Source organism: Actinacidiphila sp. bgisy167 (assembly GCF_057707665.1).
Genome location: NZ_JBYIQP010000031.1, coordinates 1 through 25,847, shown reverse-complemented (window position 1 = coordinate 25,847; position 25,847 = coordinate 1). Strand labels below are relative to the sequence as shown.

At 72.1% G+C, this 25,847-nt stretch carries 19 protein-coding genes and 1 pseudogene; 3 read left to right on the top strand and 17 right to left on the bottom strand.

Annotation, left to right across the window (positions count from 1 at the left end):
• Positions 1–118 precede the first annotated feature (118 nt).
• Positions 119–2,152 (top strand): hypothetical protein, encoded by a 2,034-nt coding sequence (locus tag AC3ET4_RS14830; protein WP_431949273.1) that lies wholly within the window; start codon positions 119–121, stop codon positions 2,150–2,152.
• A 359-nt stretch (positions 2,153–2,511) separates the two neighbouring features.
• Positions 2,512–3,717, top strand: a complete 1,206-nt coding sequence (locus AC3ET4_RS14825; protein ID WP_431949271.1) for a CDP-alcohol phosphatidyltransferase family protein — start codon at positions 2,512–2,514, stop codon at positions 3,715–3,717.
• Positions 3,718–3,793: 76 nt separating this feature from the next.
• Here AC3ET4_RS14825 and obgE read toward each other — a convergent pair whose 3' ends face one another.
• From obgE to AC3ET4_RS14795, 6 genes are all read right to left on the bottom strand, one after another.
• Positions 3,794–5,233, bottom strand: a complete 1,440-nt coding sequence (gene obgE, locus AC3ET4_RS14820) for a GTPase ObgE (RefSeq protein ID WP_431949269.1) — start codon at positions 5,231–5,233, stop codon at positions 3,794–3,796.
• A 114-nt stretch (positions 5,234–5,347) separates the two neighbouring features.
• Positions 5,348–5,602: a 50S ribosomal protein L27 gene (gene rpmA / locus AC3ET4_RS14815; RefSeq protein ID WP_319664657.1), complete on the bottom strand. Its 255-nt coding sequence runs from the start codon at positions 5,600–5,602 to the stop codon at positions 5,348–5,350.
• Between the two features lie 14 nt (positions 5,603–5,616).
• Positions 5,617–5,937, bottom strand: a complete 321-nt coding sequence (gene rplU / locus AC3ET4_RS14810) for a 50S ribosomal protein L21 (RefSeq protein WP_431949267.1) — start codon at positions 5,935–5,937, stop codon at positions 5,617–5,619.
• A 232-nt stretch (positions 5,938–6,169) separates the two neighbouring features.
• Positions 6,170–10,330: an Rne/Rng family ribonuclease gene (locus AC3ET4_RS14805; RefSeq protein ID WP_431949265.1), complete on the bottom strand. Its 4,161-nt coding sequence runs from the start codon at positions 10,328–10,330 to the stop codon at positions 6,170–6,172.
• A 218-nt stretch (positions 10,331–10,548) separates the two neighbouring features.
• Positions 10,549–11,322: a TIGR03936 family radical SAM-associated protein gene (locus tag AC3ET4_RS14800; protein ID WP_431949263.1), complete on the bottom strand. Its 774-nt coding sequence runs from the start codon at positions 11,320–11,322 to the stop codon at positions 10,549–10,551.
• Between the two features lie 98 nt (positions 11,323–11,420).
• Complete coding sequence (locus AC3ET4_RS14795; protein ID WP_431949261.1) at positions 11,421–12,446, bottom strand: hypothetical protein; 1,026 nt, start codon at positions 12,444–12,446, stop codon at positions 11,421–11,423.
• A 149-nt stretch (positions 12,447–12,595) separates the two neighbouring features.
• Here AC3ET4_RS14795 and AC3ET4_RS14790 point away from each other — a divergent pair.
• Positions 12,596–12,832 (top strand): annotated as a pseudogene (locus AC3ET4_RS14790) (recombinase family protein); the annotation flags it as partial.
• A gap of 117 nt (positions 12,833–12,949) precedes the next feature.
• Here the strand turns inward: AC3ET4_RS14790 and AC3ET4_RS14785 are convergent.
• The 11 genes from AC3ET4_RS14785 to folC all read right to left on the bottom strand — a co-directional run bounded on the left by AC3ET4_RS14785 (position 12,950) and on the right by folC (position 25,722).
• Positions 12,950–13,138 (bottom strand): hypothetical protein, encoded by a 189-nt coding sequence (locus tag AC3ET4_RS14785; RefSeq protein WP_431949259.1) that lies wholly within the window; start codon positions 13,136–13,138, stop codon positions 12,950–12,952.
• A gap of 2 nt (positions 13,139–13,140) precedes the next feature.
• A complete protein-coding gene (locus tag AC3ET4_RS14780; protein WP_431949257.1) occupies positions 13,141–15,066 on the bottom strand; it encodes a TIGR03960 family B12-binding radical SAM protein in 1,926 nt (641 codons plus the stop codon).
• Between the two features lie 117 nt (positions 15,067–15,183).
• Entirely contained in the window at positions 15,184–16,719 is a 1,536-nt protein-coding gene (locus AC3ET4_RS14775; protein WP_431949256.1) for a CYTH and CHAD domain-containing protein, read from the bottom strand.
• 100 nt (positions 16,720–16,819) lie between these two features.
• Complete coding sequence (rodA, locus tag AC3ET4_RS14770; protein ID WP_431949254.1) at positions 16,820–18,016, bottom strand: rod shape-determining protein RodA; 1,197 nt, start codon at positions 18,014–18,016, stop codon at positions 16,820–16,822.
• A complete protein-coding gene (gene mrdA, locus AC3ET4_RS14765) occupies positions 18,013–20,223 on the bottom strand; it encodes a penicillin-binding protein 2 (RefSeq protein WP_431949252.1) in 2,211 nt (736 codons plus the stop codon). The genes rodA and mrdA overlap by 4 nt, the downstream gene beginning before the upstream one ends.
• A gap of 109 nt (positions 20,224–20,332) precedes the next feature.
• Positions 20,333–20,953 (bottom strand): rod shape-determining protein MreD, encoded by a 621-nt coding sequence (gene mreD, locus AC3ET4_RS14760; protein WP_431949250.1) that lies wholly within the window; start codon positions 20,951–20,953, stop codon positions 20,333–20,335.
• Positions 20,950–21,897 (bottom strand): rod shape-determining protein MreC, encoded by a 948-nt coding sequence (mreC, locus tag AC3ET4_RS14755; protein ID WP_431949248.1) that lies wholly within the window; start codon positions 21,895–21,897, stop codon positions 20,950–20,952. Before mreC ends, mreD begins: the two co-directional genes overlap by 4 nt.
• Positions 21,898–22,019: 122 nt before the next feature.
• Positions 22,020–23,039 (bottom strand): rod shape-determining protein, encoded by a 1,020-nt coding sequence (locus AC3ET4_RS14750; protein ID WP_431949340.1) that lies wholly within the window; start codon positions 23,037–23,039, stop codon positions 22,020–22,022.
• A 328-nt stretch (positions 23,040–23,367) separates the two neighbouring features.
• Positions 23,368–23,781, bottom strand: a complete 414-nt coding sequence (gene ndk / locus AC3ET4_RS14745) for a nucleoside-diphosphate kinase (RefSeq protein ID WP_431949246.1) — start codon at positions 23,779–23,781, stop codon at positions 23,368–23,370.
• A 96-nt stretch (positions 23,782–23,877) separates the two neighbouring features.
• Positions 23,878–24,213, bottom strand: a complete 336-nt coding sequence (locus AC3ET4_RS14740) for a DUF4233 domain-containing protein (RefSeq protein ID WP_431949245.1) — start codon at positions 24,211–24,213, stop codon at positions 23,878–23,880.
• Positions 24,214–24,237: 24 nt separating this feature from the next.
• Complete coding sequence (gene folC, locus AC3ET4_RS14735) at positions 24,238–25,722, bottom strand: bifunctional tetrahydrofolate synthase/dihydrofolate synthase (protein ID WP_431949338.1); 1,485 nt, start codon at positions 25,720–25,722, stop codon at positions 24,238–24,240.
• Positions 25,723–25,847: the final 125 nt, after the last annotated feature.

Genomic DNA, 25,847 nt, shown 5'->3' with positions numbered 1-25,847 from the left:
CCAGCGCAAACGCCGGCATCCGGATTCCGTTTTCCGGCCACCCGGCTTCTCCCGCACGGTATTTGGACACCCGTTCGGGCCAAGTGGGCACGGGGATCCGGGTGGTAGGTTGCCCGCTGTGAAACGCACAAAAGGGACCAGACAGGAGACATTCCACTTCGCGTCACTGCTGCTGCAGGCCTGCGCGTTGATCGCCCAGGCCGTGGGGGTGGCACTCCCCGCCGCGGCACTATTGGTCGGCGCCACGGCAGTGGGCTACGCGGCCGACCTCGGCATGCACGCGGGCCGGACGGCCCCTCCCAAGATCCTCGGTCAACTTCAGGCCGAAGCGGTCACCCGTCAGGCGCTACGCGATCTGCTCCTGGTGGCAGGGCTGCTGCGCCTGGCGGACGGCCCGTCGACCGGGTTCCTGCTGCTCTCCCTCGCCGGCCTGCTGTTCGCGCACGGGGCGCACGTCCTGCTGCAGGCGGGCAGCGTCCTGGTGCAGCGCGGCCGGAAGCTGCCGGTCGTGACCCGCAACATCGACACCTCCGGCCTGAGGCTGCCGCCCGCGCCCCCGTTCGTGATCACCCGCCGGCCGGGGCTGCGGCTGCTGCTGGCCGAGCTCCCCGCCGTTGCCGGGCTGTCGGCCACCGCGGCGGGCGGGCACACCGGATGGGCGCTCGGCGGCGTCTGCCTGACCGTCGCTCTCTCCCTCGCCGGCCTGCTGGTGCTCGCGCTGGCCTTCCTGCCGGGGCGGCGCGCCCCGCGGCCGGAGGCGGTCATGGAGTGGTTCGACGAGTGGCTGCGCGACTACCGCCCGACCGTCGGCATGTACTTCTCCGGCGGCAGCAGCTCCGCGTACCAGGCGAACATGTGGCTGCCGGCGCTGGAGAGGCTCGAGGGCCGGCCGGTGATCGTGCTGCGCGAGCGCGCGATGGTGCCGCGCATCGGCCCCACCGACCTCCCCATCGTCTGCCTGCCGAAGGTCGCCGACCTCATGCGGCTCGGTGACACCAGCCTCAAGGTGCTGCTCCACCCGGCCAACGCTCCCAAGACCTCCCAGGTGCTGCGCATCCCGTCGATCATGCATGCCTTCGTCAACCACGGCGAGAGCGACAAGCTGTCCAGCTGCAACCCGTACGCCAAGGCCTACGACGAGGTCTGGGTCGCGGGACCCGCCGCCCGCGAGCGCTACGCCCTCGCCGCCGTCGGCGTGGCGGACGAGGACGTCGTGGAGGTCGGCCGTCCCCAACTGGCCGGCGTCGAGCGGGGTTCCGGTCCTGTGCCGGCCGGGACCCCGGTCACCGTGCTGTACGCGCCCACGTGGGAAGGGTGGACCGACGACCCGGGCAACACCTCCGTCATCCTGGCGGGCGAGACGATCGTCCGGCGGCTGCTCGCCGACCCCGGGGTGCGGCTGCTCTACCGCCCGCACCCCCTGACGGGCTCCGTCGACCCGCGGGCGGGGGCGGCCAACCGCCGCATCACGGAGCTCATCGAGGAGGCGCGGGGCGCCGGCCCGCGGCCCGGCGCCACACCCGAGCAGCGCGAGGCGCTGGAGCGGACCGAGCGCGAGCTGAACCGTCTCACCGCCGCCTGGTCGCTGACGTCCGCCGACGACCTGGAGCGCATGGCCGACAAGGGCCGGGACGGGGACGTCACCGTCGCGGAGGCGATGCGGCGCGCGGCAGACGAGTGGGAGGCGGTCCACTGGGCCGCGCTGCCCGCCACCGAGCACCAGGTGCTCGTCAAGGACAGGCCCGGCCTCTACTCCTGCTTCAACCACGCGGACGTCCTGATCACGGATGTGTCCAGTGTCATCTCCGAGTTCATGCCGAGCGGCAAGCCCTACGCGGTCACCAACACCACGGACCTGACGGAGGAGGCCTTCCGTGCGACCTTCCCCACCGTCCGCGCGGGGATCGTGCTGACCCCGACGGCGAAGGGGCTCGACGAACTGCTGGGCGTCGCACGCGGCACCCATGACGACACCCTTGTGACGGCTCGTGAGGAACTGCGGGCGCACCTGCTGGGCCCCGCCGTGCCGACCTCCGCGGAACGCTTCCAGGAGGCCGTCCACGCCCTCGCGGCCCGTGTGGACGAACGGCGGGCCAAGACGGCGGCAGACCCCGCCCAGGCCGTCCCCCGGCAGCGCGCGGAAGCCGTCTGACAGCGGCACACGGCGGCGGAGGAGGCCTCCGGAGGAACGACACCGTTCCTCCGGAGGCCTCCTGCTGTGCGCCCCGGGACTGCGGCCCTCGGACTGCGGCCCGCACCGCCCCTGAGCGGTGCGCCCCTGGACACGGACCGGTCCGGCTCGCGGCGACCCGAACGGAAGTCCCCCGTTCGGTAACTCTTCGTTCACTCTGCGTTTCCCCGTGCAACCATGAGGCGTTGCCCGGTGTCGTACCTGCCGTGGATGCGAGCCGTCCGTGCCCGTTCTGCCCTACCCGCCTGACGCGCCGTCCACCGTCCCCGCCGAACCCGGAAGCCGTTCGGCGCCCCCGTCCCGCCGAAAGGTCCTGTTCCATGGAAACACCACCGCTCGCGGAAGTACGGCGCCTCACCGAGAAGAAGCGGGACGCCTGGTGGACCGTCTTCCTGGTCGACCCGGTGGCGACTCCGCTGGTGCGCTGGACGGCCAGGTGGACCCGGGTCACCCCGAACCAGATCACCTGGGGTGCCCTGTTGCTCGGCCTCGGCGCCGCGGCGTGCTTCGCGACGGCCGACTGGAAGTGGCTGGTCGTCGGCGCCGCGCTGTACCACCTCAGCTTCATCCTCGACTGCATGGACGGGAAGCTGGCACGCCTCACCGGCAGGGGCTCGGAGTTCGGCGGATGGCTCGACTACATCTTCGACCGCGTCCGCGTGGTCTGCTGCGCCGCAGCCCTGATGGGCGGCCAGTTCTACCGCACCGACAGACCGGCCTACATGTGGCTCGCCCTCGCGGTGATCTTCCTGGACGCATTGCGCTACCTCGACGCCCTGCAGATCTTCAAGGTGCGGGCCGGAATGCGCAAGAAGATCCGGAAGCGGCTGCAGCAGCTCGACGCGGCCAGGCCGACCGCCTTCATGGAGGACCTGCTGCGCGAGCGCGCCGACGAGGACGAGACACAGGCCGACATCGACGCCCAGGCCGCTGCCGGCGTGTCCGGCGCCGAAGCGCCCGGCCCGAGGACCGTTCCCGCGCAGCGGACCGGCGAGGACACCTCACCGGCCGGCCTGACGGCCCCCTCCGGCGGCACGACCGGCACCACCGGCTCGCACGCAGCGGCCGGCGCGGCGCACACGGCGGATGCGCCCGGCGCGGCAGAGGCGGCCGGGATCCCCCTGCCGTGCGCGGAGGAGGCGCCCCAGCGCGTCATCGACCTCCAGCAGACCTTCAAGGAGCGCTTCGGTCCCTACGAGAGGTTCCGCGACTTCCTGATCAAGCACCGGGTGCGGCCGCACCTGATCAGCGGCATCGAGTTCCAGATGGCGGTCTTCATCGTCGCCCCTCTCACCGGGGCCATCGTCGGTGTCACGATCGGCGCCGGTGTGCTGCTGCTGGTCTTCGAGATCGCCATCATCTACAAGCTGCTGCTCTCCACCCGCGACTTCGAGGACGTCATGGCCCAACTCGACGCGGAGGTCCGCGCGCAGGAGCGGACCGAGACGGCCGGGGACGCCGCGGAGGGGGACGAATGCGCCCGCGACACGAGCGTCGCGGTTCCGCTCAGGACATCCGCGAACTGAACCGGGCCGCATGACACCGAGGCCGGTTCCCCCGCGGTCGCGGGGGAACCGGCCCTGGTCACCTGGGGCTGCGCCTCTAGGACTCGAAGGGGTCGAAGCCCTCGAACTGCTGCAGGGCGTCGTCCCGTTCGGCGTCGCGGTCCTTGCGGCGCTGGGCGGCGGGACGGGGCGCGTCAAAGCGGTGGTCCTCACCGCGGCGTCCGAGCATCTCGGCGCCGGCCGCCACCGACGGCTCCCAGTCGAAGACCACGGCGTCGTCCTCGTCGCCGATGACGACCTCGTCGCCCTCGCGGGCACCGGCCTTGACCAGCTCCTCCTCGACTCCGAGACGGGCCAGCCGGTCGGCGAGGTAGCCGACTGCCTCGTCGTTGGCGAAGTCCGTCTGGCGGACCCATCGCTCGGGCTTCTCACCGCGGACGCGGTAGAAGCCGTCCTCGGCGGTGACGGTGAAGCCGGAGTCGTCCACGGCCTTGGGCCGGATGACGATGCGGGTGGCCTCCTGGACGGGCTGGGCCGCCCGCGCCTCGGCGACGATCTGGGCGAGGGCGTAGGAGAGCTCGTTCAGGCCCTTGTGGGCCACCGCGGACACCTCGAAGACCCGGTAGCCGCGCGCCTCCAGGTCAGGACGGACCATGTCGGCGAGTTCCTGGCCGTCGGGAATGTCGATCTTGTTGAGCACGACGACGCGCGGACGGCCCTCGAGACCGCCGTACGCCCGCAGCTCCGCCTCGATGACGTCGAGATCGCTCAGCGGGTCGCGATCCGACTCGAGGGTGGCGGTGTCCAGGACGTGCACCAGGACGCTGCAGCGCTCCACGTGCCGCAGGAACTCCAGGCCCAGGCCACGCCCTTCGCTGGCGCCCGGGATGAGCCCGGGCACGTCGGCGACGGTGAAGACCGTCGAACCGGCCGTGACCACGCCGAGGTTGGGGACGAGGGTGGTGAAGGGGTAGTCCGCGATCTTCGGCTTGGCTGCCGAGAGCACCGAGATCAGCGAGGACTTGCCCGCACTCGGATACCCGACCAGTGCCACGTCGGCGACCGTCTTCAGCTCCAGGACGAGGTCCCGGCTCTGGCCGGGCTCGCCCAGCAGCGCGAAACCCGGCGCCTTGCGTCGCGCCGAGGCCAGCGCCGCGTTGCCGAGGCCGCCGCGACCACCCTGGCCGGCGATGTAGGTGGTGCCGTGGCCCACGAGGTCCGCGAGCACGTTGCCGCGGCTGTCCATGACGACGGTGCCGTCCGGGACGGGCAGGACGAGGTCCGTGCCCTCCTTGCCGGAGCGGTGGCCGCCCTCGCCGGGTTTGCCGTTGGTGGCCTTGCGGTGCGGGTGGTGGTGGTAGTCGATGAGCGTGGTGACCGACTGGTCGACGACCAGCTTCACATCGCCGCCACGGCCGCCGTTGCCGCCGTCGGGTCCGCCCAGCGGCTTGAACTTCTCCCGGTGCACGGAGGCGCAGCCATGGCCTCCGTTACCCGCGGCGACGTGCAACTCGACGCGGTCCACGAAGGTGGTCATGCGGATCTTCCTCCAGATACGTACGGGATGTCTCGGGGTTCAACGCGCCGAGGGCGGACCTGCTTCCCGCCCGGGAAGCAGCGTCCGCCCTCGGTGATGTCGTATCGCGGCCGATCAGGCGACCGGGACGACGTTCACGACCTTGCGACCACGGCTGGTGCCGAACTCGACCGCACCGGCGGCCAGGGCGAACAGCGTGTCGTCCTTGCCGCGGCCGACGCCCGCGCCGGGGTGGAAGTGGGTGCCGCGCTGGCGGATGATGATCTCACCGGCGTTCACGACCTGGCCGCCGAAGCGCTTGACGCCGAGCCGCTGGGCGTTGGAGTCGCGACCGTTCCGGGTGGACGATGCGCCCTTCTTGTGTGCCATCTCTCTTCAGTCCCTTACTTCGCAGCGGCGGGGATGCCGGTGATCTTCAGCGCCGTGTACTGCTGGCGGTGACCCTGACGACGGCGGTAGCCGGTCTTGTTCTTGTACCGCAGGATGTCGATCTTCTGGCCCTTGTGGTGGTCCACGATCTCGGCCTGAACCTTGATCCCGGCCAGCACCCACGGGTCGCTGGTGACGGCGTCGCCGTCGACGACGAGCAGCGTCGAGAGCTCGACCGTGTCGCCGACCTTGCCCGTGGAAATCTTGTCAACCTCGACGATGTCGCCGACGGCCACCTTGTGCTGGCGGCCACCGCTGCGCACGATTGCGTACACGCGGAACTCACTCTCTCGCTCGGATCGTCACTCCTGACGCCAGCCGCCCCTGCGGTGCGTGGGGGGCCTCTGCCGGACGGGCCGGTAGGAAGGTGCTCAGGAATGGGCGCCAAAACGCCGAAGGTCAAGGTTACGGGGCGCCCCCGACCGGGTCAAACCGGCGCGTGAGCCACCCCTGACGCACCGCGGGCCGCTCCCGGACAGGGAACGGCCCGCGGACGGTGACCCGAGGTCAGGAGGCCTCGGTGGGCGCCTCGGCGACGGCCTTGACGGCGGCCTTCTTCGCCGTCGTCTTCTTCGCCGCGGTCTTCTTCGCCACGGTCTTCTTGGCGGCCGTCTTCTTCGCGGCGGCCTTCTTCGCCGGCGCCTTCTTCGCGGCCGTCTTGCGGGCGGCCCGCTTCTTCGGCTCCGCCTCGACGGCCTCCGTCGCCTCCGGCTCCGCCACCGGGGTCGGCTGCGCCTCGACGCCGGGCACGACCACGACCGCGGTCTCCTCGCCCGAGGACGGCGCGCCCGCGGGGGCGGACACACGGCGGGTGGCCCTGCGGCGGACCGGCGGGGCCGGCTCCTGGACCTCCGTCACGGGCTCCGGCTCGGGCGCCGGCGCCGGGACGACCGGCTCCGCCGCGGGGACGACCACGGTGGCCGCCTCACCGGCCGGAGCGCTCGGCGCGGTGGCCTTGCGGGTCGCCCGACGGCGGCCGCGGACCGGCGCCGCGGGCTCCTCCGCCTCGGCGGCGTCCACCGCAGCGGGCGCCTCGACGGCGGTGGCCGACGCGGCCTCCGCGGCCTGCGGCTCGGTGACCGGGGCGACCGCGGCGACGACCGTGACGATCTCGGCCACGGCGTCCGGCGAGCTCACCGGAGCGGTCACCCGTCGCGAAGCGCGCCGCCTGGACCGCCGGCCGGCCGCCGCCTCGGCCTCCGCCGGGCTGCTGAACCACTCCTCGTCCCCGCCGACAGCAGGCACCAGCTCCGCCTCGGTGACCGCGACCGGCTCCAGCTCGAGAGCCTCCGGCTCAGCCGGCTCGACCTCCTCGGCCTCGGGCACGACGGCGCTCTCCGCGGCCGCCGGCTCCTCCGCCGCGCCGCCACGACGGCGCTTGCGCTTGCCGCCGCCACCGGCCGCCGCGGCCTGGTCCATGTGGACGATGACGCCGCGGCCGTTGCAGTGCACGCAGGTCTCGGAGAAGGACTCCAGCAGGCCCTGGCCGACCCGCTTGCGGGTCATCTGCACCAGGCCCAGCGAGGTCACCTCGGCCACCTGGTGCTTGGTGCGGTCACGGCCCAGGCACTCCAGCAGGCGGCGCATCACGAGGTCGCGGTTGGACTCCAGCACCATGTCGATGAAGTCGATCACGATGATGCCGCCCAGGTCGCGCAGCCGCAGCTGGCGCACGATCTCCTCGGCCGCCTCCAGGTTGTTCCTGGTGACCGTCTCCTCGAGGTTGCCGCCCTGACCGGTGAACTTGCCGGTGTTGACGTCGATGACGACCATCGCCTCGGTCCGGTCGATCACCAGCGAACCGCCGCTCGGCAGCCAGACCTTGCGGTCCAGCGCCTTCAGCAGCTGCTCGTCGATCCGGTAGGTGGCGAAGACGTCGACCTCGGAGGTCCAGCGGCTCAGCCGCTCGGCCAGGTCCGGTGCGACGTGCGAGACATAGCCGTGGATGGTCTCCCAGGCGGTGTCGCCGCTGACGATGACCTTGGTGAAGTCCTCGTTGAAGATGTCGCGGACGACCCGGACGGTCATGTCCGGCTCACCGTAGAGCAGCGACGGGGCGTTGCCGCTCCTGGCCTTCTTCTGGATCTCCTCCCACTGCGCCTGCAGCCGCTCGACGTCACGGCGCAGTTCGTCCTCGCTCGCGCCCTCGGCGGCGGTGCGCACGATGACGCCCGCGTCCTCGGGGACGATCTTCTTGAGGATCTGCTTCAGCCGGGCGCGCTCGGTGTCGGGCAGCTTGCGGCTGATGCCGGTCATCGAGCCCTCGGGCACGTAGACCAGGTAGCGACCCGGCAGCGAGACCTGGCTGGTCAGGCGGGCGCCCTTGTGGCCGATCGGGTCCTTGGTGACCTGGACCAGCACTGACTGGCCGGACTTGAGGGCCGCTTCGATGCGCCGCGGGCCGTTGCCCATGCCCAGCGCCTCGAAGTTGACCTCGCCGGCGTACAGGACGGCGTTGCGGCCCTTGCCGATGTCGACGAACGCGGCCTCCATGGACGGCAGCACGTTCTGGACCTTGCCCAGGTAGACGTTGCCGACGTACGAGGTGGCCTGCTCCTTGTTGACGTAGTGCTCGACGAGGACGCCGTCCTCCAGCACGCCGATCTGCGTCCGGTCGCCGTTCTCGCGGACGACCATGACGCGCTCGACCGCCTCGCGCCGGGCCAGGAACTCGGCCTCAGTGATGATCGGCACACGGCGGCGGCCCTGCTCACGGCCCTCACGGCGCCGCTGCTTCTTGGCCTCCAGACGCGTGGAGCCCTTGATGGACTGCACCTCGTCGACCGGCTCCGACGGCTTGCGCGGTTCGCGGATCTTGACGACCGTGCGCTCCGGGGCGTCCTCGCCCAGGCTGTCCTCGGCCTGCCCCTCGCCACCACGGCGGCGACGGCGGCGACGGCGACGGCTGGTGCTGCTGCTCTCGGCGTCCTGCTCCTCGTCCTCCTCGGACTCGTCCGCGGCGCCCTCGGCATCCTCGTCCTCGCCGGCGCTCTCCTCGCCGTCGGCGGCCTCGCCACGACGGCGGCGGCGGCCACCGCGACGACGGCGGCGGGAGATGCGCTCGCCGCCCTCGCCGTCGCCCTCGTCGGCCTCGGGCTCCTCGCCTTCCGCCTCGGCCTCGAGCTCCTGGACGGCCTCGTGACGCTCCTCGTCGGCGTGCTCGACGACGGCGCTCTGCGCCGTCTCCACGGCCTCGGCGGGCTCCCCACGGCGGCGGCGCCGACGACGGCGTCCGCCGGCGTACTCCTCGGCCTCGGGCTCCTCCTGCTCGGCGTGCTCCGCGGCCGGCTCGGCCTCGGCGGCCTGCGCCGGGGCAGGAGCAGGCGCCTGGAACACCGGCGCCTGGAACACCGCCACGGGCGGGCGCACGACCCGGCGGCGGCCCCGCGCGGGGGCGGCCTCGGGCTCGGGCTCGGACTCCGGCTGCGACTCGGCCTCGGGCTGCGACCCGGGCTCGGCGGCCTGCGTCTGCTGGACCTGGAGGACGATCGCGGCCGCGGACACGTCGAACGCCTCCGCGACAGCCGCGACAGCGGCGTCACGCGCCTCGTCGACGGTGTCGCCGTATCCGCGGATCTCGAAGGCGTCGTCGACCTCGACGGCCCAGCCGGAACCGTCCGGGAACGCCTTGGCGGTGTAAGTGCGCTGCTCCGGCACGGCGGTCGCGGCGGCACGGGTGCCGGCCTCGGCCTCTTCGTCCTCACGCGGCGCGAGCGCGCCCGGCTTCAGACGGCGCGAGCCGTCGTCCGCTGCAAGGAAAGAGGCGGCCGGGGCGGTACGGCGGCGCGAACGGGTGGTCTTGGGCTTCTCGGCCTTGGGCTTGTCGGCCTTGGGCTTCTCGGCCTCCGGCTCCTCGGCCCTCCCGCGCTTCGGCTTCTGCGCGGGCTCCTCCTGCAGCGCCTTGGCAGGCGCGTCGGCGGCGGCCAGGGCCACGTCCTTGACCGCGGCCGACTCGGGGCTGGCCGCCTTGCGCGTGGCACGACGCCGGCCACGCGCCGGAGCCGCCGGCTCGGCCTGCTCCGCCCCGGAGGCGGCCTCGGCGTGCAGCGGCAGGTCGGCCTGGAGTTCCTCGGCCTGCGTGTCGACGGCGGCCGGGGGGCCGGCCGTCTCCTCGGCGACCGCGGTCGGCTCGGGGCTGGCCACCTTGCGCGTGGCACGACGCCGGCCACGCGCCGGAGCCGCCGGCTCGGCCTGCTCCGCCCCGGAGGGCTCAGTGGCAAGGGCCTCCCCGACGGGAGTCTCCACGGCGCGAGCCTCGGCGGCAGGGGCCGTTGCGGCAGGGGCCTCGGGGGCAGCCGCCGAAGCCGCCGCCTTCCGCGTCGCGCGGCGGCGGGCCGGGGCCGGGGCGGCCTCGGCCGTCTCCTCGGCGGACCCGGTCTGCTGCGGCTCGGGGGCGGAGACCTTGCGCGTCGCCCGGCGGCGGGTGCGCGCCGGGGCTGCCTCCGCCGCCGGCTCGGCGGAAGTGGCCTCAGCCGGTATGGCCGGAGTCTCCGCCGCCGCCGCGGCCCCGGAGGTCACGTCCTGGGCGGCCTCGCCGACCGCCGGCGGCCCCGCGGGGCGGCTTGCCGCGCGGCGACGGCGGCGCGGAGCAGCAGTCGCCTGGGTGTCGGTGCCGCCGGAGGCGGCTTCGGGGGCGCCGCTCTCGGGCGCCTCGTTGTTCTCGAGCATGCGGGCATTTCTCCCGTCACGCTCCCGGGCGCCGCGTCCTGGTCCGGTCCACGGCGGTCCGCCTCCTCGCGGTTCCGCCGCCCGGGGGCGCGGGCGCCACACGGGAGCTGTCGTTTCGCTCGTCGGCACCGTCCTGACGGGCCGACGAAAGTCTCGTCTGATGCGTACTGCCGGACCCGGGTCTCCCCAGATGCGTCGGCCGCACTACGACGACGGTCCTAGGCGGATCCCACCGGCACCGTCGCGGCATCGCGGTCAGGCGCGAGCGGATCGGTCACCGTGCCGGTCTCCTCGTCGAGCGGCCCCTGCGCCAGCCTGGTCACCGCAGCGGGGACCGGCGGCGCGAGGTCAGCCACCGCACGGAGGCCGGACAGGACGTCGTCGGGTCGTACGGCAGGTGTCACATGCCGAACAACCAGCCGCAGTATCGCACAAGCTCCTGGTGTCGGCCTATCGGCATCCTGTTCGAAAACACCGTTCCGAGCCTCGGCGACCTGCGGATCCACCGATTCGAGGCGGGTGACGGCCCCGCGCGCGTCGAAAGTCCGCAGGCCGTTCTTCGTCATGCGCTGGACCTCGACGGTCCCGGCGGCGAGGAACGCGGCCACGGCCCTCTCGGCCGCGTCCGCTTCCACACCGTCCAGCCGCAGCTGCCACACGGACGCATCCAGCCGTTCGGCGAGCCCCGAAGTACGGGCCTCGACGGCCTCGACCACATCGAGTCCGGCCGGCAGCGACTCGTCGAGCAGCAAACGCAGCTTCTCCGGCTCACGGGCCTCGGTGAGCGCGATCTCCAGGTACTCGGCCTCGCTCGCGACGCCGGTGGGTGCGGCGTTGGCGTACGACACCTTGGGGTGCGGGGTGAAGCCCGCCGAGTACGCCATGGGCACCTCGGCGCGCCGCAGCGCCCGCTCGAATGCGCGCTGGAAGTCGCGGTGGCTGGTGAACCGGAGGCGGCCGCGCTTGGTGTAGCGCAGTCGGATGCGCTGCACCGCGGGTGCGGGCGGCGGGCCTTCGGGCTGTCGCTTGCCCAGTGTCGTTCAGTCCCTCGTGCGTCTGGTCACCCCGGGTGGGGTTGCTTGCTTCCAGATTACTGGGGGTTCCGACCTTCCGGTTCCCCACGGCGCCCACCGCGCTCCACGGGTCGCGGCGCGCCCGGCAGCGCGGCACGCAGATCGGCCCTCACCCGGCGCACGGTCTCCCGCACCGCAGCCACGGCATCGCGCACCGCCCGGCCCGCCTCGACCGCCACCCGCCGCACCGGTCGCCACACGGGCAGCAGCAGGGTGCGCCACGCCCAGGCCACCGGCATCACAAGGACCACGGTGACCAGCCATTTCAGGCCCCGCCCCACGGCCCGCGAGACGTATCCCGACACGCGCCAGGCCACCAGCAGGGCGTCCTGAACCTCCCGGGCCACCGGCACGATCACGCGGCGCCACAGCCAGAGCACCGGGGCCACGACCGCCCACCGCACCACCCACGCCGCCCCCGCCGCCAATGGCACCAGGACGTACCGCCACAGCGCCAGCGCCGGAACCACCGCGAACGCCCGGACCGCCCACCGCACCAGCCACGCCGCCCCCGCCGCCAATGGCACCAGGACGTACCGCCACAGCGCCGCCAGAGGCCTGACCAGAAGCGCCCGGACCACCCACACCGCCCCCGCGCCCGCCACCCGCCCCACCGGCGCCAGCACATAGCGCCACAGCGCCACAGCGGGAACGACCACCAGGCACCGGACCAGCCACACAAGGCCCGCACCGACAGCCCGCCCCAACGGCACCAGCACATACCGCCACAGCGCCAGCGCCGGCACCACGACCAGCACCCGGACCGTCCACACGACGGCCACACCCACAGCCCGCCCCAACGGCACCAGCACATACCGCCACAGCGCCAGCGCCGGCACCACGACGAGCACCCGGAGCAGCCACTTCCCGGACCGTCCCACGACCCGGCCCAGCGTCGTCAGGGCGTCCCACGCCATGCGCAGCGGAAGCACCACCACCAGCGCGACGATCCGCGCCGGAATCCTGATCGCCACCGTCAGGCAGCCGTCCCCGTCCCCGTCCCCGTGCCCGCCGTACCCGCCGGCGCTCCCCCGCTCCTCCATGCCCGAACAGTACGCCCGGAAGCGCGCCTTCCCCCTTCGTTCCCGGATCAACCAGCGGTTGGCGAGACAGGGCTGACGCGTCGTCTGACCACCCGGGAGCGCGAAGGCCCCCGCCGACGGCGGGGGCACTCTCCGCCGTCGACACCCCGTCGCCCGACGGCCGCCTGTTCATCCAGATCATCGCGGCCACGGCAGAGTTCGAGCGGTCGCTGATCAAGGACCGCACACGGGCGGGACTGGAAGCAGCCAAAGCCCAGGGCCGTACCGGCGGCCGGCCGTCCGTGGTGAACGAGAACGTACTCACCGTGGCCCGCGCCAGGAAGGCCAAGGGCGCGAGCGTCAGCGCCGTCGCCAAGGCCCTCGGCGTCTCCCGCGCCACGCTGTACCGCTGCACCGACACCTGGGAGAGAGCGCCTGAGACAGGCTCTCAGCGGTTCAGACGGACAGTGCCCCACGAACGCCGAGAGGCGCCCGGACGGGACCGTCCGAACGCCTCTCCGCGTCTACACCCACTCGACCGCCGAGACGATGCCCGAGTCCTGCCGAGGGGCGGGGAGCGGCGTACGCCGCGTGGGGCGGGATGCCTGCTCGCGCTCCTGCACACCGAGCCCTCGAAGGGCTTCGGCGCGGTCCGCCTCGGGTGCCCCGGCAAGCGCCTCAGCCATCCACTGGATGGCATCGCCGCTGGTCACGGCTACTTCTTGACCGTGAGCGGGAGCAACTTCTTGCCGGTGGGACCGATTTGGATGGCCGTGGCCATCTGCGGACACACTCCGCAATCGAAGCACGGGGTCCAGCGGCAGTCCTCGACCTCGGTCTCGTCCAGGGCGTCCTGCCAGTCCTCCCAGAGCCAGTCCTTGTCGAGCCCGGAGTCCAGGTGGTCCCAGGGCAGGACCTCCTCGTAGGTGCGCTCGCGCGTGGTGTACCAGGCGAGGTCGACGCCCAGTTCCGGGAGCGCCTTCTCGCACATGCGGATCCAGCGGTCGTAGCTGAAGTGCTCGCGCCAGCCGTCGAAGCGGCCGCCGTCCTCGTAGACAGCGCGGATGACGGCGCCCACACGGCGGTCACCGCGGGAGAGCAGGCCCTCGATGATGCCCGGCTTGCCGTCGTGGTAGCGGAAGCCGATGTTGCGGCCGTACTTCCGGTCGCCGCGGATGGCCTCGCGCAGCTTCTCCAGGCGGGCGTCGGTCTCCTCGACGCCGAGCTGCGGTGCCCACTGGAACGGGGTGTGCGGCTTGGGCACGAACCCGCCGATCGACACCGTGCAGCGGATGTCGTTCTGACCGGTGACCTCGCGGCCCTTGGCGATGACGTTCTTCGCCATGTCGGCGATCTGCAGCACGTCCTCGTCGGTCTCCGTCGGCAGACCGCACATGAAGTACAGCTTCACCTGGCGCCAGCCGTTGCCGTAGGCGGTGGCGACGGTGCGGATCAGGTCCTCCTCCGAGACCATCTTGTTGATGACCTTGCGGATGCGCTCGGAGCCGCCCTCGGGGGCGAAAGTGAGGCCTGAGCGGCGGCCGTTGCGGGTCAGCTCGTTGGCCAGGTCGATGTTGAAGGCGTCGACGCGGGTGGAGGGGAGGGACAGGCCGATCTTGTCCTCCTCGTACCGGTCGGCGAGGCCCTTGGCGACGTCGGCGATCTCGGTGTGGTCGGCGGAGGACAGCGAGAGCAGGCCGACCTCCTCGAACCCGGTGGCCTTCAGGCCCCTGTCGACCATCTCGCCGATGCCGGTGATGCTGCGCTCACGCACCGGGCGGGTGATCATGCCGGCCTGGCAGAAGCGGCAGCCGCGGGTGCAGCCGCGGAAGATCTCCACGGACATGCGCTCGTGCACCGTCTCGGCGAGCGGAACCAGCGGCTGCTTCGGGTAGGGCCATTCGTCGAGGTCCATGACGGTGTGCTTGGACACGCGCCACGGCACGCCGGAGCGGTTGGGGACGACGCGGGCGATCCGGCCGTCGGCCAGGTACTCCACGTCGTAGAACTTCGGCACGTACACCCCGCCGGTGCGGGCCAGCCGAAACAGCAGCTCGTCGCGGCCGCCGGGGCGGCCCTCGGCCTTCCAGGCCCGGATCACGTCGGTGATCTCCAGGACGGCCTGCTCCCCGTCGCCGATCACGGCGGCGTCCAGGAAGTCCGCGATGGGCTCCGGGTTGAAGGCCGCGTGGCCGCCGGCGAGCACGATCGGGTCGTCCTCGGTACGGTCCCGTGCCTCCAGCGGGATGCCCGCGAGGTCCAGGGCCGTGAGCATGTTGGTGTAGCCGAGCTCCGTGGAGAAGCTGAGGCCGAAGACGTCGAATGCCTTGACCGGGCGGTGCGCGTCCACGGTGAACTGCGGCACGCCGTGCTCGCGCATCAGCGCCTCGAGGTCCGGCCACACGCTGTACGTGCGCTCCGCGAGGACCCCTTCGCGCTCGTTGAGCACCTCGTAGAGGATCATCACGCCCTGGTTGGGCAGCCCGACCTCGTAGGCGTCCGGGTACATCAGGGACCAACGGACGTCGCACTCGTCCCAGGGCTTGACGGTGGAGTTCAGTTCCCCGCCGACGTACTGGATCGGCTTCTGCACATGCGGCAGCAGGGCCTCGAGCTGGGGGAAGACCGACTCGACAGGCATCAGAGGTGTCTTTCGTGAGCGGGCAAGGGTGACCATTCAGCGTAACGCGTCACGAGGGCCTTCCCGGCCGCGCTCCCCACGGCGCCGGGTGCCTCCGCCCGGCCGTCCCCGGCCGGTTCAGCCGGCCAGCCTGCCGCGGTCCGCCGCGGGCCACTCTTTCGGCAGCTGCCGCTCGACGGTGTCGGCGCGTTCGCGTTCGAGCTGGTAGAGCACCCCGTACGGGAAGGTGTCCTCGCCGGCCGCGCGGGCGTCGTCGGCGAGGCGCAGGAGGGCTTCGCGGCAGATGACGCTGTCCTGGTGCTCGCCGAGCAACTGCTGGACGGCCTTCATGCGCTTGGTGTGCTTCTTGGCGGCCTTGCGCAGCGCCGGGACGGCCTGGGACGCCTCGCTGCTGTAGCGGGCCCGCTTGGCGGCCTTGCGGGCTTCGTGGAGGGCGAGGTCGCGCTCGTGGCCGGGTTCCATCCGCAGCGCGGGTTCGACGCGTCGGCGCAGCCGCCGGTGGTCGCGCCGCACGGCCTTGGCGACGGCGTCGGCCGCGGGGGCCGCGGCGGCGTCGAGCAGCGGAGGGTCGGCGAGCAGGGACTCCAGGGTGTCCAGGAGCCGGAAGTAGCGCCCGCTGCCGAGTTCGCGCAGGAGCTGCTTGCGGGCCCCCTCGTGGACGGGGGCGTCGCCGCCGATGCGCGCCGCGAGGGTCTTCGTGGCGAGTTCCGGCGGCAGTTCGGCCAGGCGGTCGCGCAGCCGGTCGGCGAGCACCTCGCGGTCGCGCTCCAGACCCAGCACTCCGGCGAGCCACTTGAGTTCGTCGCCGATGGGGTCGGTCACCGCGCGGTCGAGTTCGCGGCGGAAGGTCTTGAGGGCGCTGCGCAGCCGGCGGGTGGAGACCCGCATCTGGTGGACGGAGTCCGGCTCGTCGCGGCGGACCTCCGGATCCCAGGCGGTGATCGCGGCGACCTGCTCGTGCACATAGGTGAGCGCGACGTCTGCGGCGGTGCGGGCCCTGGTCGGTGGCTGCGGCGGCCGGGGAGCTGCTTCCAGGCGGTGGCCGAGGGCGCGAGCGAGCTTCGAGGGGGATGTAGAGCGCCGCAGCCCGGCCGCATGCAGTCGCTTCTCGACGGCGTCCAGCAGGTCGGTGCCGCCGTCGAGGAGCTCGGTCTCGACCTCGGTCCAGGCGCTCTCCGCCCCGTCGCCGTGGTCGAGGAGGGTGGCGCGGACGTCGTCGTGGGCGATCTCCAGCAGGGGTGAGCCCGCGGCGTCGACGAGGTGGATCCGCCGGCGGGCGTTTCGCAGCCGGACGACGGGGACGAGCTCCCGGTCGCGGAGGATGGCGGCCACCTCGGCGAGCAGGGATTCCGGCACCCGGGGGCCGCCTTTGCGGCCCTGTTTGCCGAGGGGGGCCTGCACCTCGGTGCGGGTGTCGGCCAGCGAGCTCGGCAGTTTGAGGTGCCAGCCGGCGTCGTCGCCGCCGGTGCGGCGGCGCAGAGTGATCTTGCGGGTGGCCAGCCGCAGGTCGGGGGTGTCGACGTAGACGGCGTCCAGTTCGGCCGGCTCCAGCACACGCACCGCCGCGACCCCGGGCAGGCCTTCGAGGTCGGGCTCGCCGGTCCGCCCGGCGGCCTCGTACTTGCGCTCGGTCTCCGCGACACGCTTCCCCATGTCAGGAACGTAGTCGCGGGCGGGTGCCGCCGCAATGGCGCGTCCCCCGCAGGACGCCCCTCGCGGACATCCCGCCGGGGACGCCGCGAGGGGGACGGGGTCAGGCCGACATGGGCCGCTTCATGTGGATGGCCTGCAGCAGCCCGATCGCGATCCAGACCGCGAACATCGACGATCCGCCGTAGGAGACGAACGGCAGTGGCAGACCCGCCACGGGCATGATGCCGAGGGTCATGCCGATGTTCTCGAAGGACTGGAAGGCGAACCAGGAGACGATGCCCGCCGCGATGATCGTGCCGTACAGGTCGGTGGCGTTGCGGGCGATGCCGCAGGCACGCCACATGATCAGGCCCAGCAGGGCGATGATCAGGGCCGCTCCGACAAAGCCGAGCTCCTCGCCCGCCACGGTGAAGACGAAGTCGGTCTGCTGTTCGGGGACGAACTGCCCCGTGGTCTGGCTGCCCTGGAACAGGCCCTTGCCGAGCGCTCCGCCGGAGCCGATGGCGATACGGGCCTGGTTGGTGTTGTAGCCGACGCCGGCGGGGTCGAGGGCGGGGTTCGCGAAGGCGGCGAAGCGGTCGATCTGGTACTGGTCCAGGACGCCGAGCTGCCAGACCGCGATCGCGCCGCCGGCGCCCGCCGCGATCAGGCCGAGGACCCAGCGGTTGGAGGCGCCCGAGGCCAGCAGCACACCCAGCACGATGACCGCCATCACCATGACCGACCCGAGGTCGGGCATCAGCATGACGATCGCCATCGGCAGTATGGCGAAGCCGAGCGACTGGGCGACCGTCCGGTGGTCGGGGAAGAGCCGGTCGCCGGCGTCGACCCGCGCGGACAGCATCATCGCCATGCCCAGGATGATGGTGATCTTGGTGAACTCGGACGGCTGCAGCGAGAAGCCGCCGCCGAGCACGATCCACGCGTGGGCGCCGTTGACGGTGGAGCCCAGCGGGGTGAGCACGGCGGTCACCAGCAGCACCGAGACGGCGTAGAGCACCGGCACCGCGCCGCGCAGCCGGCGGTGGCCCAGCGCCACGGTGCCGGCGGCGAGGGCGAAGCCGATGGCGGTGTTGAGCATGTGCCGCAGCAGGAAGTAGTACGGGTCCCCGTGGGTGAGCTCCGTGCGGTTGCGCGTCGCGGAGTACACCAGCGCCATGCCGATCAGGGACAGCGCGAGGGCGGCGCCGAGCAGCACCCAGTCCATCCGACGCAGTATCGAGTCGCGGGCCAGGAGCTTGCCCAGGGCACCCCGTTCGGGGGTGAGGCGCCGTGCCGGGTACCCGTCGGCGCTCATGACCGGAACCTCCGTCCCGGCGCGGGCCTCCCGTCGCGGTCCGGGGGCAGTGCGGCGGCCGCCAGCACGGTGCCCTGCGGCGCGGTGGGCGCCTGCGGCACGTCGGCCCAGGACGCCTTGGTGACCCGGATGGTGCCGTCGGAGTCGATCGTCGGCAGCTTGCTCAGGGGGCGCGGGAGCAGCGCCTTCTTCGTGTCGATCGACCCGTCCTCCTGGACGCCGTACATCGCCTCGTAGATCTTGCGGACGGCCGGGCCCGAACCACCGGAGCCGGTACCGCCCTGGGAGATCGTCATGACGATCGCGTAGTCCTTGCTGTACGTCGTGAACCACGAGGTGGTCTGCTTGCCGGCGACCTCCGCGGTACCGGTCTTGGCGTGCAGCGGGATCTTGTCCTGCGGCCAGCCGCCGAAGCGCCAGGCGGCCGTGCCGTGGGTGACGACGCCCTCCAGGGCCTCGTTGATGTACTTCAGCGTCTTCTTGGTCGCCGGGGCGTGGCCGTTCACCTTGGGCTTGATCCGGGCGACCTTCTTGCCGTCGGCGCTGATGATCGCCTTGCCGATGGTGGGCTGGTAGAGGGTGCCGCCGTTGGCGAGGGCCGCGTAGATGTTGGCCATCTGGATCGGGGTGACGAGGGTGTCGCCCTGGCCGATGGCGTAGTTGACCGAGTCACCGGCGCGCATCACATAGCCGTCGACGCAGTTCTCGCGCGCGATCTGGCTCGCGTAGTCCTGCTTGTCGGTCTTGGCGACCTTGCACCAGTAGTCCTTGTTGGCCTCGTAGTAGTCCCGCTTCCACTGCCGGTCCGGGATACGGCCGGGCACCTCGGAGGGCAGGTCGATGCCCGTCAGCGAGCTGAGGCCGTACTCCTTGGCGGTCTTGTAGAACCAGTCGTTGGGATTCTTCTTGGGCTTGGTGCCGCCGTCCTTGAGCCACTGGTCGTACGACAGGCCGTAGAAGACGGTGTCGCAGGAGATCTCCAGGGCGTGGGCGAGGGTGATGGAGCCCGCGCTCTCCCCTTCGAAGTTGTTGAAGACCCGGCCGCCGATGGTCATCGACGAGGGGCAGGGGTAGCGGCCGTTGATGTCGTAACCGGCCCGCACCGCCGCCGAGGTGGAGATCGGCTTGAAGGTGGAGCCTGGGGCCGACTGGCCCTGTATGGCCCTGTTGAGCAGAGGGAAGTTGGAGTTCTTGCCCGTCAGCTCGGCGTAGTCCTTGGCGGAGATGCCGCCGACCCAGGCGTTCGGGTCGTACGTGGGCGCGCTGGCCATCGCGATGACCTGGCCGGTGTGCACGTCCATGACGACGACCGCGCCGGAGTCCGCCTTGTAGAGGCTGCCGGTGACCTTGTCGAAGGTCTTCCGGGCCTCCTTCATGGCCTCGTCCAGCTCCTTCTCGGCGACCGCCTGGACGCGGGCGTCGATGCTGGTGACCAGGTGGCTGCCGGGCTCGGCGGCGGTCTCGCCCGCCTTGCCGATGACCCGGCCGAGGTTGTCCACCTCGTAGCGGGTCACGCCCGCCTTGCCGCGCAGCTCGCTGTCGTAGGTGCGCTCCAGGCCGGAACGGCCGATCTGGTCCGAGCGCAGCAGCGGCCGGCCCTTCTTCTCCGCGGCGGTCAGCTCCTCGTCCGTCACGGGCGAGAGGTAGCCGAGGACCTGGGCGGTGTTGGCTCCGTAGGGGGAGGTGTAGCGGCGCACCGCGGTGGGCTCGGCGGTGATGCCGGGGAAGTCCTCGCGGCGCTCCATGATCTGCAGGGCCTGCTGGGTGGTGGCCTCGTCGGTGATGGGGATCGGCTGGTAGGGCGAACCGTTCCAGCAGGGCCTGGGGGTCTGCGAGTCGCAGAGCCGGACCTTGCCCAGTACCTCTTCGGGCTTCATGTGCAGGACGTCGGCGAGCCGCGTCAGCACCGCCTTGCCGTCGTCCTTCTGCTTCAGCAGGTCGGTGCGGCTCGCGGAGACCACCAGCCGGGTCTCGTTGTCGGCGAGCGCCACGCCCCGGTCGTCGAGGATCGAGCCGCGGACGGCGGGCGCGACGACCTCCTGGACGTTGTTGCTGTTGGCCTGGGCCGAGTACTCGTGGCCGTCGCGGATCTGCAGGAACCACAGCCGTCCGCCGAGGGTGAACAGCAGGGACAGGACGAGGATCTGGAGGACGACCAGCCGGATCGTGACCCTCGGCGTCCGCCCCGTCTCGGGGATGTTGCTCACGCCGCTCCTCCCGCTTCCGCGCCCACGCGGCAGGGCCGCGCGCGCTTCGCCGCCGGCTGCGGGAGTGCGGCCCCGCGCCGGGGGAGGGCACGCGGCGCCTTCGTCACGCTCACAGCCGCCGCCCTCCCTTGGCGAGGCTCCCCACCCGGCCCAGGAGGCCGGCGCGCTGGCCGCCGATGCGGGCGCCGATGCGGGCGCCGAAGCCGGGGCCGGAGGCGTCCTCCGCGAGGGGGTCGCTCTGGGTCCGGCGGGCCAGGGCCATGATCCACGGCACGGTGAACGGCGCCAGCAGCAGGTCGTACAGGGCGGCGGTGAACAGCAACTTCCCCAGGCCCACGTGCTGGGCCGCGGTGTCCCCGACGAGGGCGCCCACGGCCGCGTACAGCACCGTGGAGCCGATGGCGGCGCCGACCACGACGAGCATCGGGCGCGTGGCCGAGCGCATCTGGCCGCCCTCGGGCTTGAGCAGGCCGGCGATGTAGCCGACGACGCACAGCACGAGGGCATAGCGGCCCGCGGCGTGGTCGGCGGGCGGGGCGAGGTCGGCAAGCAGTCCGGCGCCGAAGCCGATGAGGCAGCCGGCCACGTGACCGTACGTCAGTGCGAGGGCGAGGACGACGAGCAGCAGCAGGTCGGGAACGGCGCCGGGCAGATGGAGGCGGGCCAGGACGCACACCTGGAGGACCATGCCGGCGACCACGAGGCCGGTGGAAAGCACAGCGCGCTTCATCGGACCTGCTCCTGTCCGTTGCCCGAGGACTGCGAGGGGTCCACGCTCGGCGTCGCGGTGACCGTGACCGTCGGGACCGGCTTCGGGCCGGCGGGCAGCACCGAGTCGCGCGGGTCCTTGCGCGGGCCCTGGACGACGACGCCGACGATGTCGAGCTTGGTGAAGCCGACGAACGGGGTGACCTCCACCGTACGGGTGAGACCACCGCCGGCCCGGTCGACCTTGGCGACGGTGCCGACCGGCACGCCGGGGACGAAGGGCTTGTCGGCCTGCGAGCCGAAGGTGACCAGCCGGGCGCCCTTCTTCACGTGCGCCTTGCCGTTGAGCAGCTGCACCCGGATCGGCCGGTTGCCCTGGCCGGTGGCGAAGCCGAGTTCGGAGGACTTCTCCAGCCGGGTGCCGACGGTGAAGTCCGGGTCGCAGGCGAGCAGGACGGTCGAGGTGGAGGGGCCGACGGTGGTGACCCGGCCGACCAGTCCGTCCCCGTTGACCACCGTCATGTCGCGCTGGATGCCGTCGTTGGCCCCGGAGTCGATGGTGACCGTCCAGGAGAAGCCCTGGGCGGCCCCTATGGCGATGACCTGCGCGCCCTTGACCCGGTACTGGCCGGCGCCGGCGAGCTTGAGCAGCTTGTCGAGTTCGCGGGCCCGCTCGCGCGTGACGTCCTTACTGCCGAGCTGCTGCTTCAGCTCGGCGTTCTCCCGCTCCAGTCGGCTGATGCGGCTGCTGCGGTCGCCGGAGTCGCGTACCGCGTCCACGGCGCCTTCCACCGGGTCGACCACGGCTGCGACCCCGTTCTCGACGGGGCCGAAGACGGTGGCCGCGGTGGACCGGGCGCCGTCCAGCGGTGAGTCCTCACCGCCGCGGATGTCGACGGTGATCAGCGCGAATGCGATCGCCACCAGCAGCACCAGCAGAAGCCGGCTCTCTCGTGTGTCCCTCACGGGGGCCAGTCCGTGCCTTCCTCGTCAGAGCGTGTGAGCCCGTGGGCCCGATGGGCCGTTCCGGGAGGTAGAACGATCCTGCGTAAGGGCGGGACTTCACCCGTACGAAGGACCGTGGGGACTCATCTGCGCGGCTGCGCGTCCAGGACCTGCTGCAGCGCCTCGAACTCCTCGACGCACTTGCCGGCGCCGAGGGCCACGCAGTCCAGCGGGGACTCGGCGATGTGGATCGGCATGCCCGTCTCGTTGCGCAGCCGCTCGTCCAGGCCGCGCAGCAGCGCGCCGCCGCCGGCCAGCACGATGCCGCGGTCCATGATGTCGCCGGACAGCTCGGGCGGGCACTTGTCGAGGGTCGTCTTGACCGCGTCGACAATGGCGTTGACCGGCTCCTCGATCGCCTTGCGCACCTCGGCGGCCGAGACGACCACCGTCTTGGGCAGGCCGGATACCAGGTCGCGGCCGCGGATCTCGGTGTGCTCCTCGGTGTCGACCGCGAAGGCCGAGCCGATGGTGAGCTTGATCGCCTCCGCGGTGCGCTCGCCCAGCAGAAGGCTGTACTCCTTCTTGATGTGCTGGATGATCGCGTTGTCCAGCTCGTCGCCGGCCACCCGGATGGACTGCGCGGTGACGATGCCGCCGAGCGAGATGACGGCGACCTCGGTGGTGCCGCCGCCGATGTCGACGACCATGTTGCCGGTGGCCTCGTGGACGGGGAGCCCGGCGCCGATCGCGGCGGCCATGGGCTCCTCGATGATGTGCACCTGGCGCGCACCGGCCTGGGTGGCGGCCTCGATGACGGCGCGGCGCTCGACTCCGGTGATGCCGGAGGGGACGCAGACCACGACGCGCGGGCGTGCCAGGTAGCGGCGCTTGTGGATCTTGAGGATGAAGTAGCGCAGCATGCGCTCGGTGATCTCGAAGTCCGCGATCACCCCGTCCTTGAGAGGACGGACCGCGACGATGTTGCCGGGGGTCCGGCCGATCATCTTCTTCGCTTCGGAGCCGACCGCCAGGATGCCGCCCGTGTTGGTGTTGATGGCGACGACGGACGGCTCGTTGAGGACGATCCCGCGACCCCTGACGTACACCAGCGTGTTGGCGGTGCCGAGGTCGACAGCCATGTCACGGCCGATGAACGACATGTTGTTCGCCATGAGGATACGTCTGGCCTTCCCGAGCTGGAGCGTGTGGGGGTGAGCACGGCGGGGTGCGCTGCTGTGCGCCGAGCCGGAGGTGCGGAGATTCCATCGTAGTCGCGCCCGCCAGGGCACGGGGTCAGGGTTCCGCCGCCATTGTCATCAGAACACACAGCTGTCCTCTGCAATGGTGACGCCGTGTCGGCGGAATTGGTTCCCGAAAGGCCCGGCCGCGGCTGCGGGCGGCCGGGAAAATTCCGACCGCCCGTTGAGCTGATCGGGCGTCAACGGCCCCTTCGGCGCCGCGCCGCCGCGTCGCCCGTCGCCGCGGAGATCAGACCAGGCCGGGGAAGAAGATCTTGATCTCGCGCTCGGCGGACTCCACGGAGTCGGAAGCGTGGATCAGGTTCTCCCGGACGATGGTGCCGAAGTCGCCGCGGATCGAGCCGGGGGCCGCCGCGATCGGGTCGGTCGGGCCGGCCAGCGCGCGCAGACCCTCGATGACCCGCTCCCCCTCGACGACCAGGGCGACGGCAGGACCAGAGGACATGAACTCCACCAGCGGCTCGTAGAACGGCCGGCCGACGTGCTCGGCGTAGTGCTGCTCGAGGATCGCGCGGTCGAGCGTGCACAGCTCCAGCGCGGTGATGCTCCAGCCAGCCTTGCGCTCGATGCGGCCGAGGATCTCGCCGACCAGGCCGCGACGTACGGCGTCCGGCTTGAGAAGGACGAGGGTGCGCTGGGACACGGTGTGACTCCTAGGTACGGGGTGCGGGTACGACGACATTACCGGGGGGTTCACCAGCGCTCACGGCACCCCCTGGTCATGGGCTCGGCGGTGCGGTCAGGCGGGCTGGGCGGCCCGCGCGGCCTTGGCCTCGTCGACCTTGCGGCCGAAGTGGACGGCGGCCCACCACAGCGCGGCGAAGACCGCGCCGAGGAAGAACATCACCGGGACGGCGAGACCGCTCGCGATCAGCCCGGCCTGCAGCAGCCAGCCGACGGCCAGAGCGCCGCGCCGCCCCAGCATGCCGCACAGCAGTACGCACAGGGCCATGGCGACGCCGCTGACCGCCCATACCGTGCCGGCCGTCAGCTCCGGCTGCTTCATCGCCACCAGACCGGCGAAGCCGATCACGAAGAACTCACCGATCAGGGTGCTCGCGCACAGGGTCCGCATCCGCTTGGCTTCGCTTCCCGCTCGTCACTTGCGGCCCAGCAGCAGCCGGGCCTCTCCCACGGTGATCACCGAACCGGTGACCAGCACCCCGGCGCCGGAGAACTCCCCCTGCTCCTCGGCGAGCGTCACGGCCGCCTCGATGGCGTCGTCCAGCCGCGGCTCGACCTGGACGCGCTCGTCGCCGAAGACCTCCACCGCCAGCGCGGCCAGTTCGTCCACGTCCATGGCGCGGTGGGTGGAGTTCTGCGTCACCACGATCTCGGCGAAGACCGGCTCGAAGGCCTCCAGCAGGCCCCGTACGTCCTTGTCGGCGCTCGTGCCGACCACACCCACCAGATGGGTGAAGCCGAAGGCCTCGCCCAGTGCGCCTGCCGCGGCCCGGGCACCCGCCGGGTTGTGCGCCGCGTCCAGCACCACGGTGGGGCTGCGGCGCACGACCTCCAGCCGGCCCGGCGAAGTGACGTTCGCGAAGGCGGCGCGAACGGTGTCGACGTCGAGGGTGCGGGCGTGCAGGGTGCCGACGCCGAAGAACGCCTCCACCGCGGCGAGCGCCACGGCCGCGTTGTGCGCCTGGTGCTCGCCGTGCAGCGGCAGGAAGACCTGCTCGTACTCCCCGCCCAGGCCGCGCAGGGTCAGCATCTGCCCGCCGACGGCCACCTCGCGGTGCACGACGCCGAACTCCATGCCCTCCCGGGCGACCGTCGCGTCCACCTCGACGGCGCGCTTCAGCAGCACCTGGGCCGCCTCCACGGGCTGCTGGGCCAGCACGGCGGTGGCGTCCTTCTTGACGATCCCGCTCTTCTCCACCGCGATCTCGCCGGCCGTCTCGCCCAGGCGGTCGGTGTGGTCCAGGTCGATCGGGGTGACGACGGCGACCGTGCCGTCCACCACGTTGGTCGCGTCCCAGCTGCCGCCCATGCCGACCTCGACGACGGCCACGTCCACCGGGGCGTCGGCGAAAGCGGCGTACGCCATGCCGGTCAGCACCTCGAAGAAGGACATCCGGTACGGCTGGGCGCCGTCGACCATCTGCACATACGGCGCCAGGTCGCGGTAGGTCTCGATGAACTTCTCCGCCGTGATCGGCCGGCCGTCGAGGCTGATCCGCTCGGTGACGGACTGCACGTGCGGGCTGGTGTAGCGGCCGGTGCGCAGGTCGAAGGCGAGCAGGAGCTGCTCGATCATGCGGGCGGTGCTGGTCTTGCCGTTGGTGCCGGTGATGTGGATCGAGGGGTAGGTCCGCTGCGGCTCGCCGAGGATGTCCATCAGCGCGGTCATGCGGTCCAGCGACGGTTCCAGCTTCGTCTCCGGCCAGCGGCCCGCCAGTTCCGCCTCGACCTCGCGGAGGGCCCTGTCGACCTCCGGGTCGGTCGGGCGCGCGGGAATGCCGTCGTCCTGCGGGACCGGGCCCCCGGCCCGGAGAGTACGGCTGCCCGCCTCGATCACCGCCAGGTCGGCCTCGCGGCCGGGGTCGATGGCGGCGTCGTCCTCGTCGCCGCCCAGGCCCATGGCGGCCAGTGGGTCGGAAAGGGGCTCGTCGTTCTCGGGGCGCGGATTGGTCACGACCACATTGTACGAAGCGCCCAGGTGGGTCCGGGGTGTGGGGGGGGGGGGGGGTGCTTTCCCCCCCCCCC

Bases quoted from the DNA above. Each gene is read 5' to 3' on its own strand.
- rodA (WP_431949254.1), bottom strand. From the start codon at position 18,016: ATGAGCGCCGACGGGTACCCGGCACGGCGCCTCACCCCCGAACGGGGT.
- AC3ET4_RS14805 (WP_431949265.1), bottom strand. From the start codon at position 10,330: ATGCTCGAGAACAACGAGGCGCCCGAGAGCGGCGCCCCCGAAGCCGCC.
- AC3ET4_RS14750 (WP_431949340.1), bottom strand. From the start codon at position 23,039: ATGTCGTTCATCGGCCGTGACATGGCTGTCGACCTCGGCACCGCCAAC.
- rpmA (WP_319664657.1), bottom strand. From the start codon at position 5,602: ATGGCACACAAGAAGGGCGCATCGTCCACCCGGAACGGTCGCGACTCC.
- AC3ET4_RS14795 (WP_431949261.1), bottom strand. From the start codon at position 12,446: ATGGAGGAGCGGGGGAGCGCCGGCGGGTACGGCGGGCACGGGGACGGG.
- mreD (WP_431949250.1), bottom strand. From the start codon at position 20,953: ATGAAGCGCGCTGTGCTTTCCACCGGCCTCGTGGTCGCCGGCATGGTC.
- AC3ET4_RS14780 (WP_431949257.1), bottom strand. From the start codon at position 15,066: ATGCCTGTCGAGTCGGTCTTCCCCCAGCTCGAGGCCCTGCTGCCGCAT.
- AC3ET4_RS14825 (WP_431949271.1), top strand. From the start codon at position 2,512: ATGGAAACACCACCGCTCGCGGAAGTACGGCGCCTCACCGAGAAGAAG.
- AC3ET4_RS14740 (WP_431949245.1), bottom strand. From the start codon at position 24,213: ATGCGGACCCTGTGCGCGAGCACCCTGATCGGTGAGTTCTTCGTGATC.
- folC (WP_431949338.1), bottom strand. From the start codon at position 25,722: ATGGGCCTGGGCGGCGACGAGGACGACGCCGCCATCGACCCCGGCCGC.
- AC3ET4_RS14775 (WP_431949256.1), bottom strand. From the start codon at position 16,719: ATGGGGAAGCGTGTCGCGGAGACCGAGCGCAAGTACGAGGCCGCCGGG.
- obgE (WP_431949269.1), bottom strand. From the start codon at position 5,233: ATGACCACCTTCGTGGACCGCGTCGAGTTGCACGTCGCCGCGGGTAAC.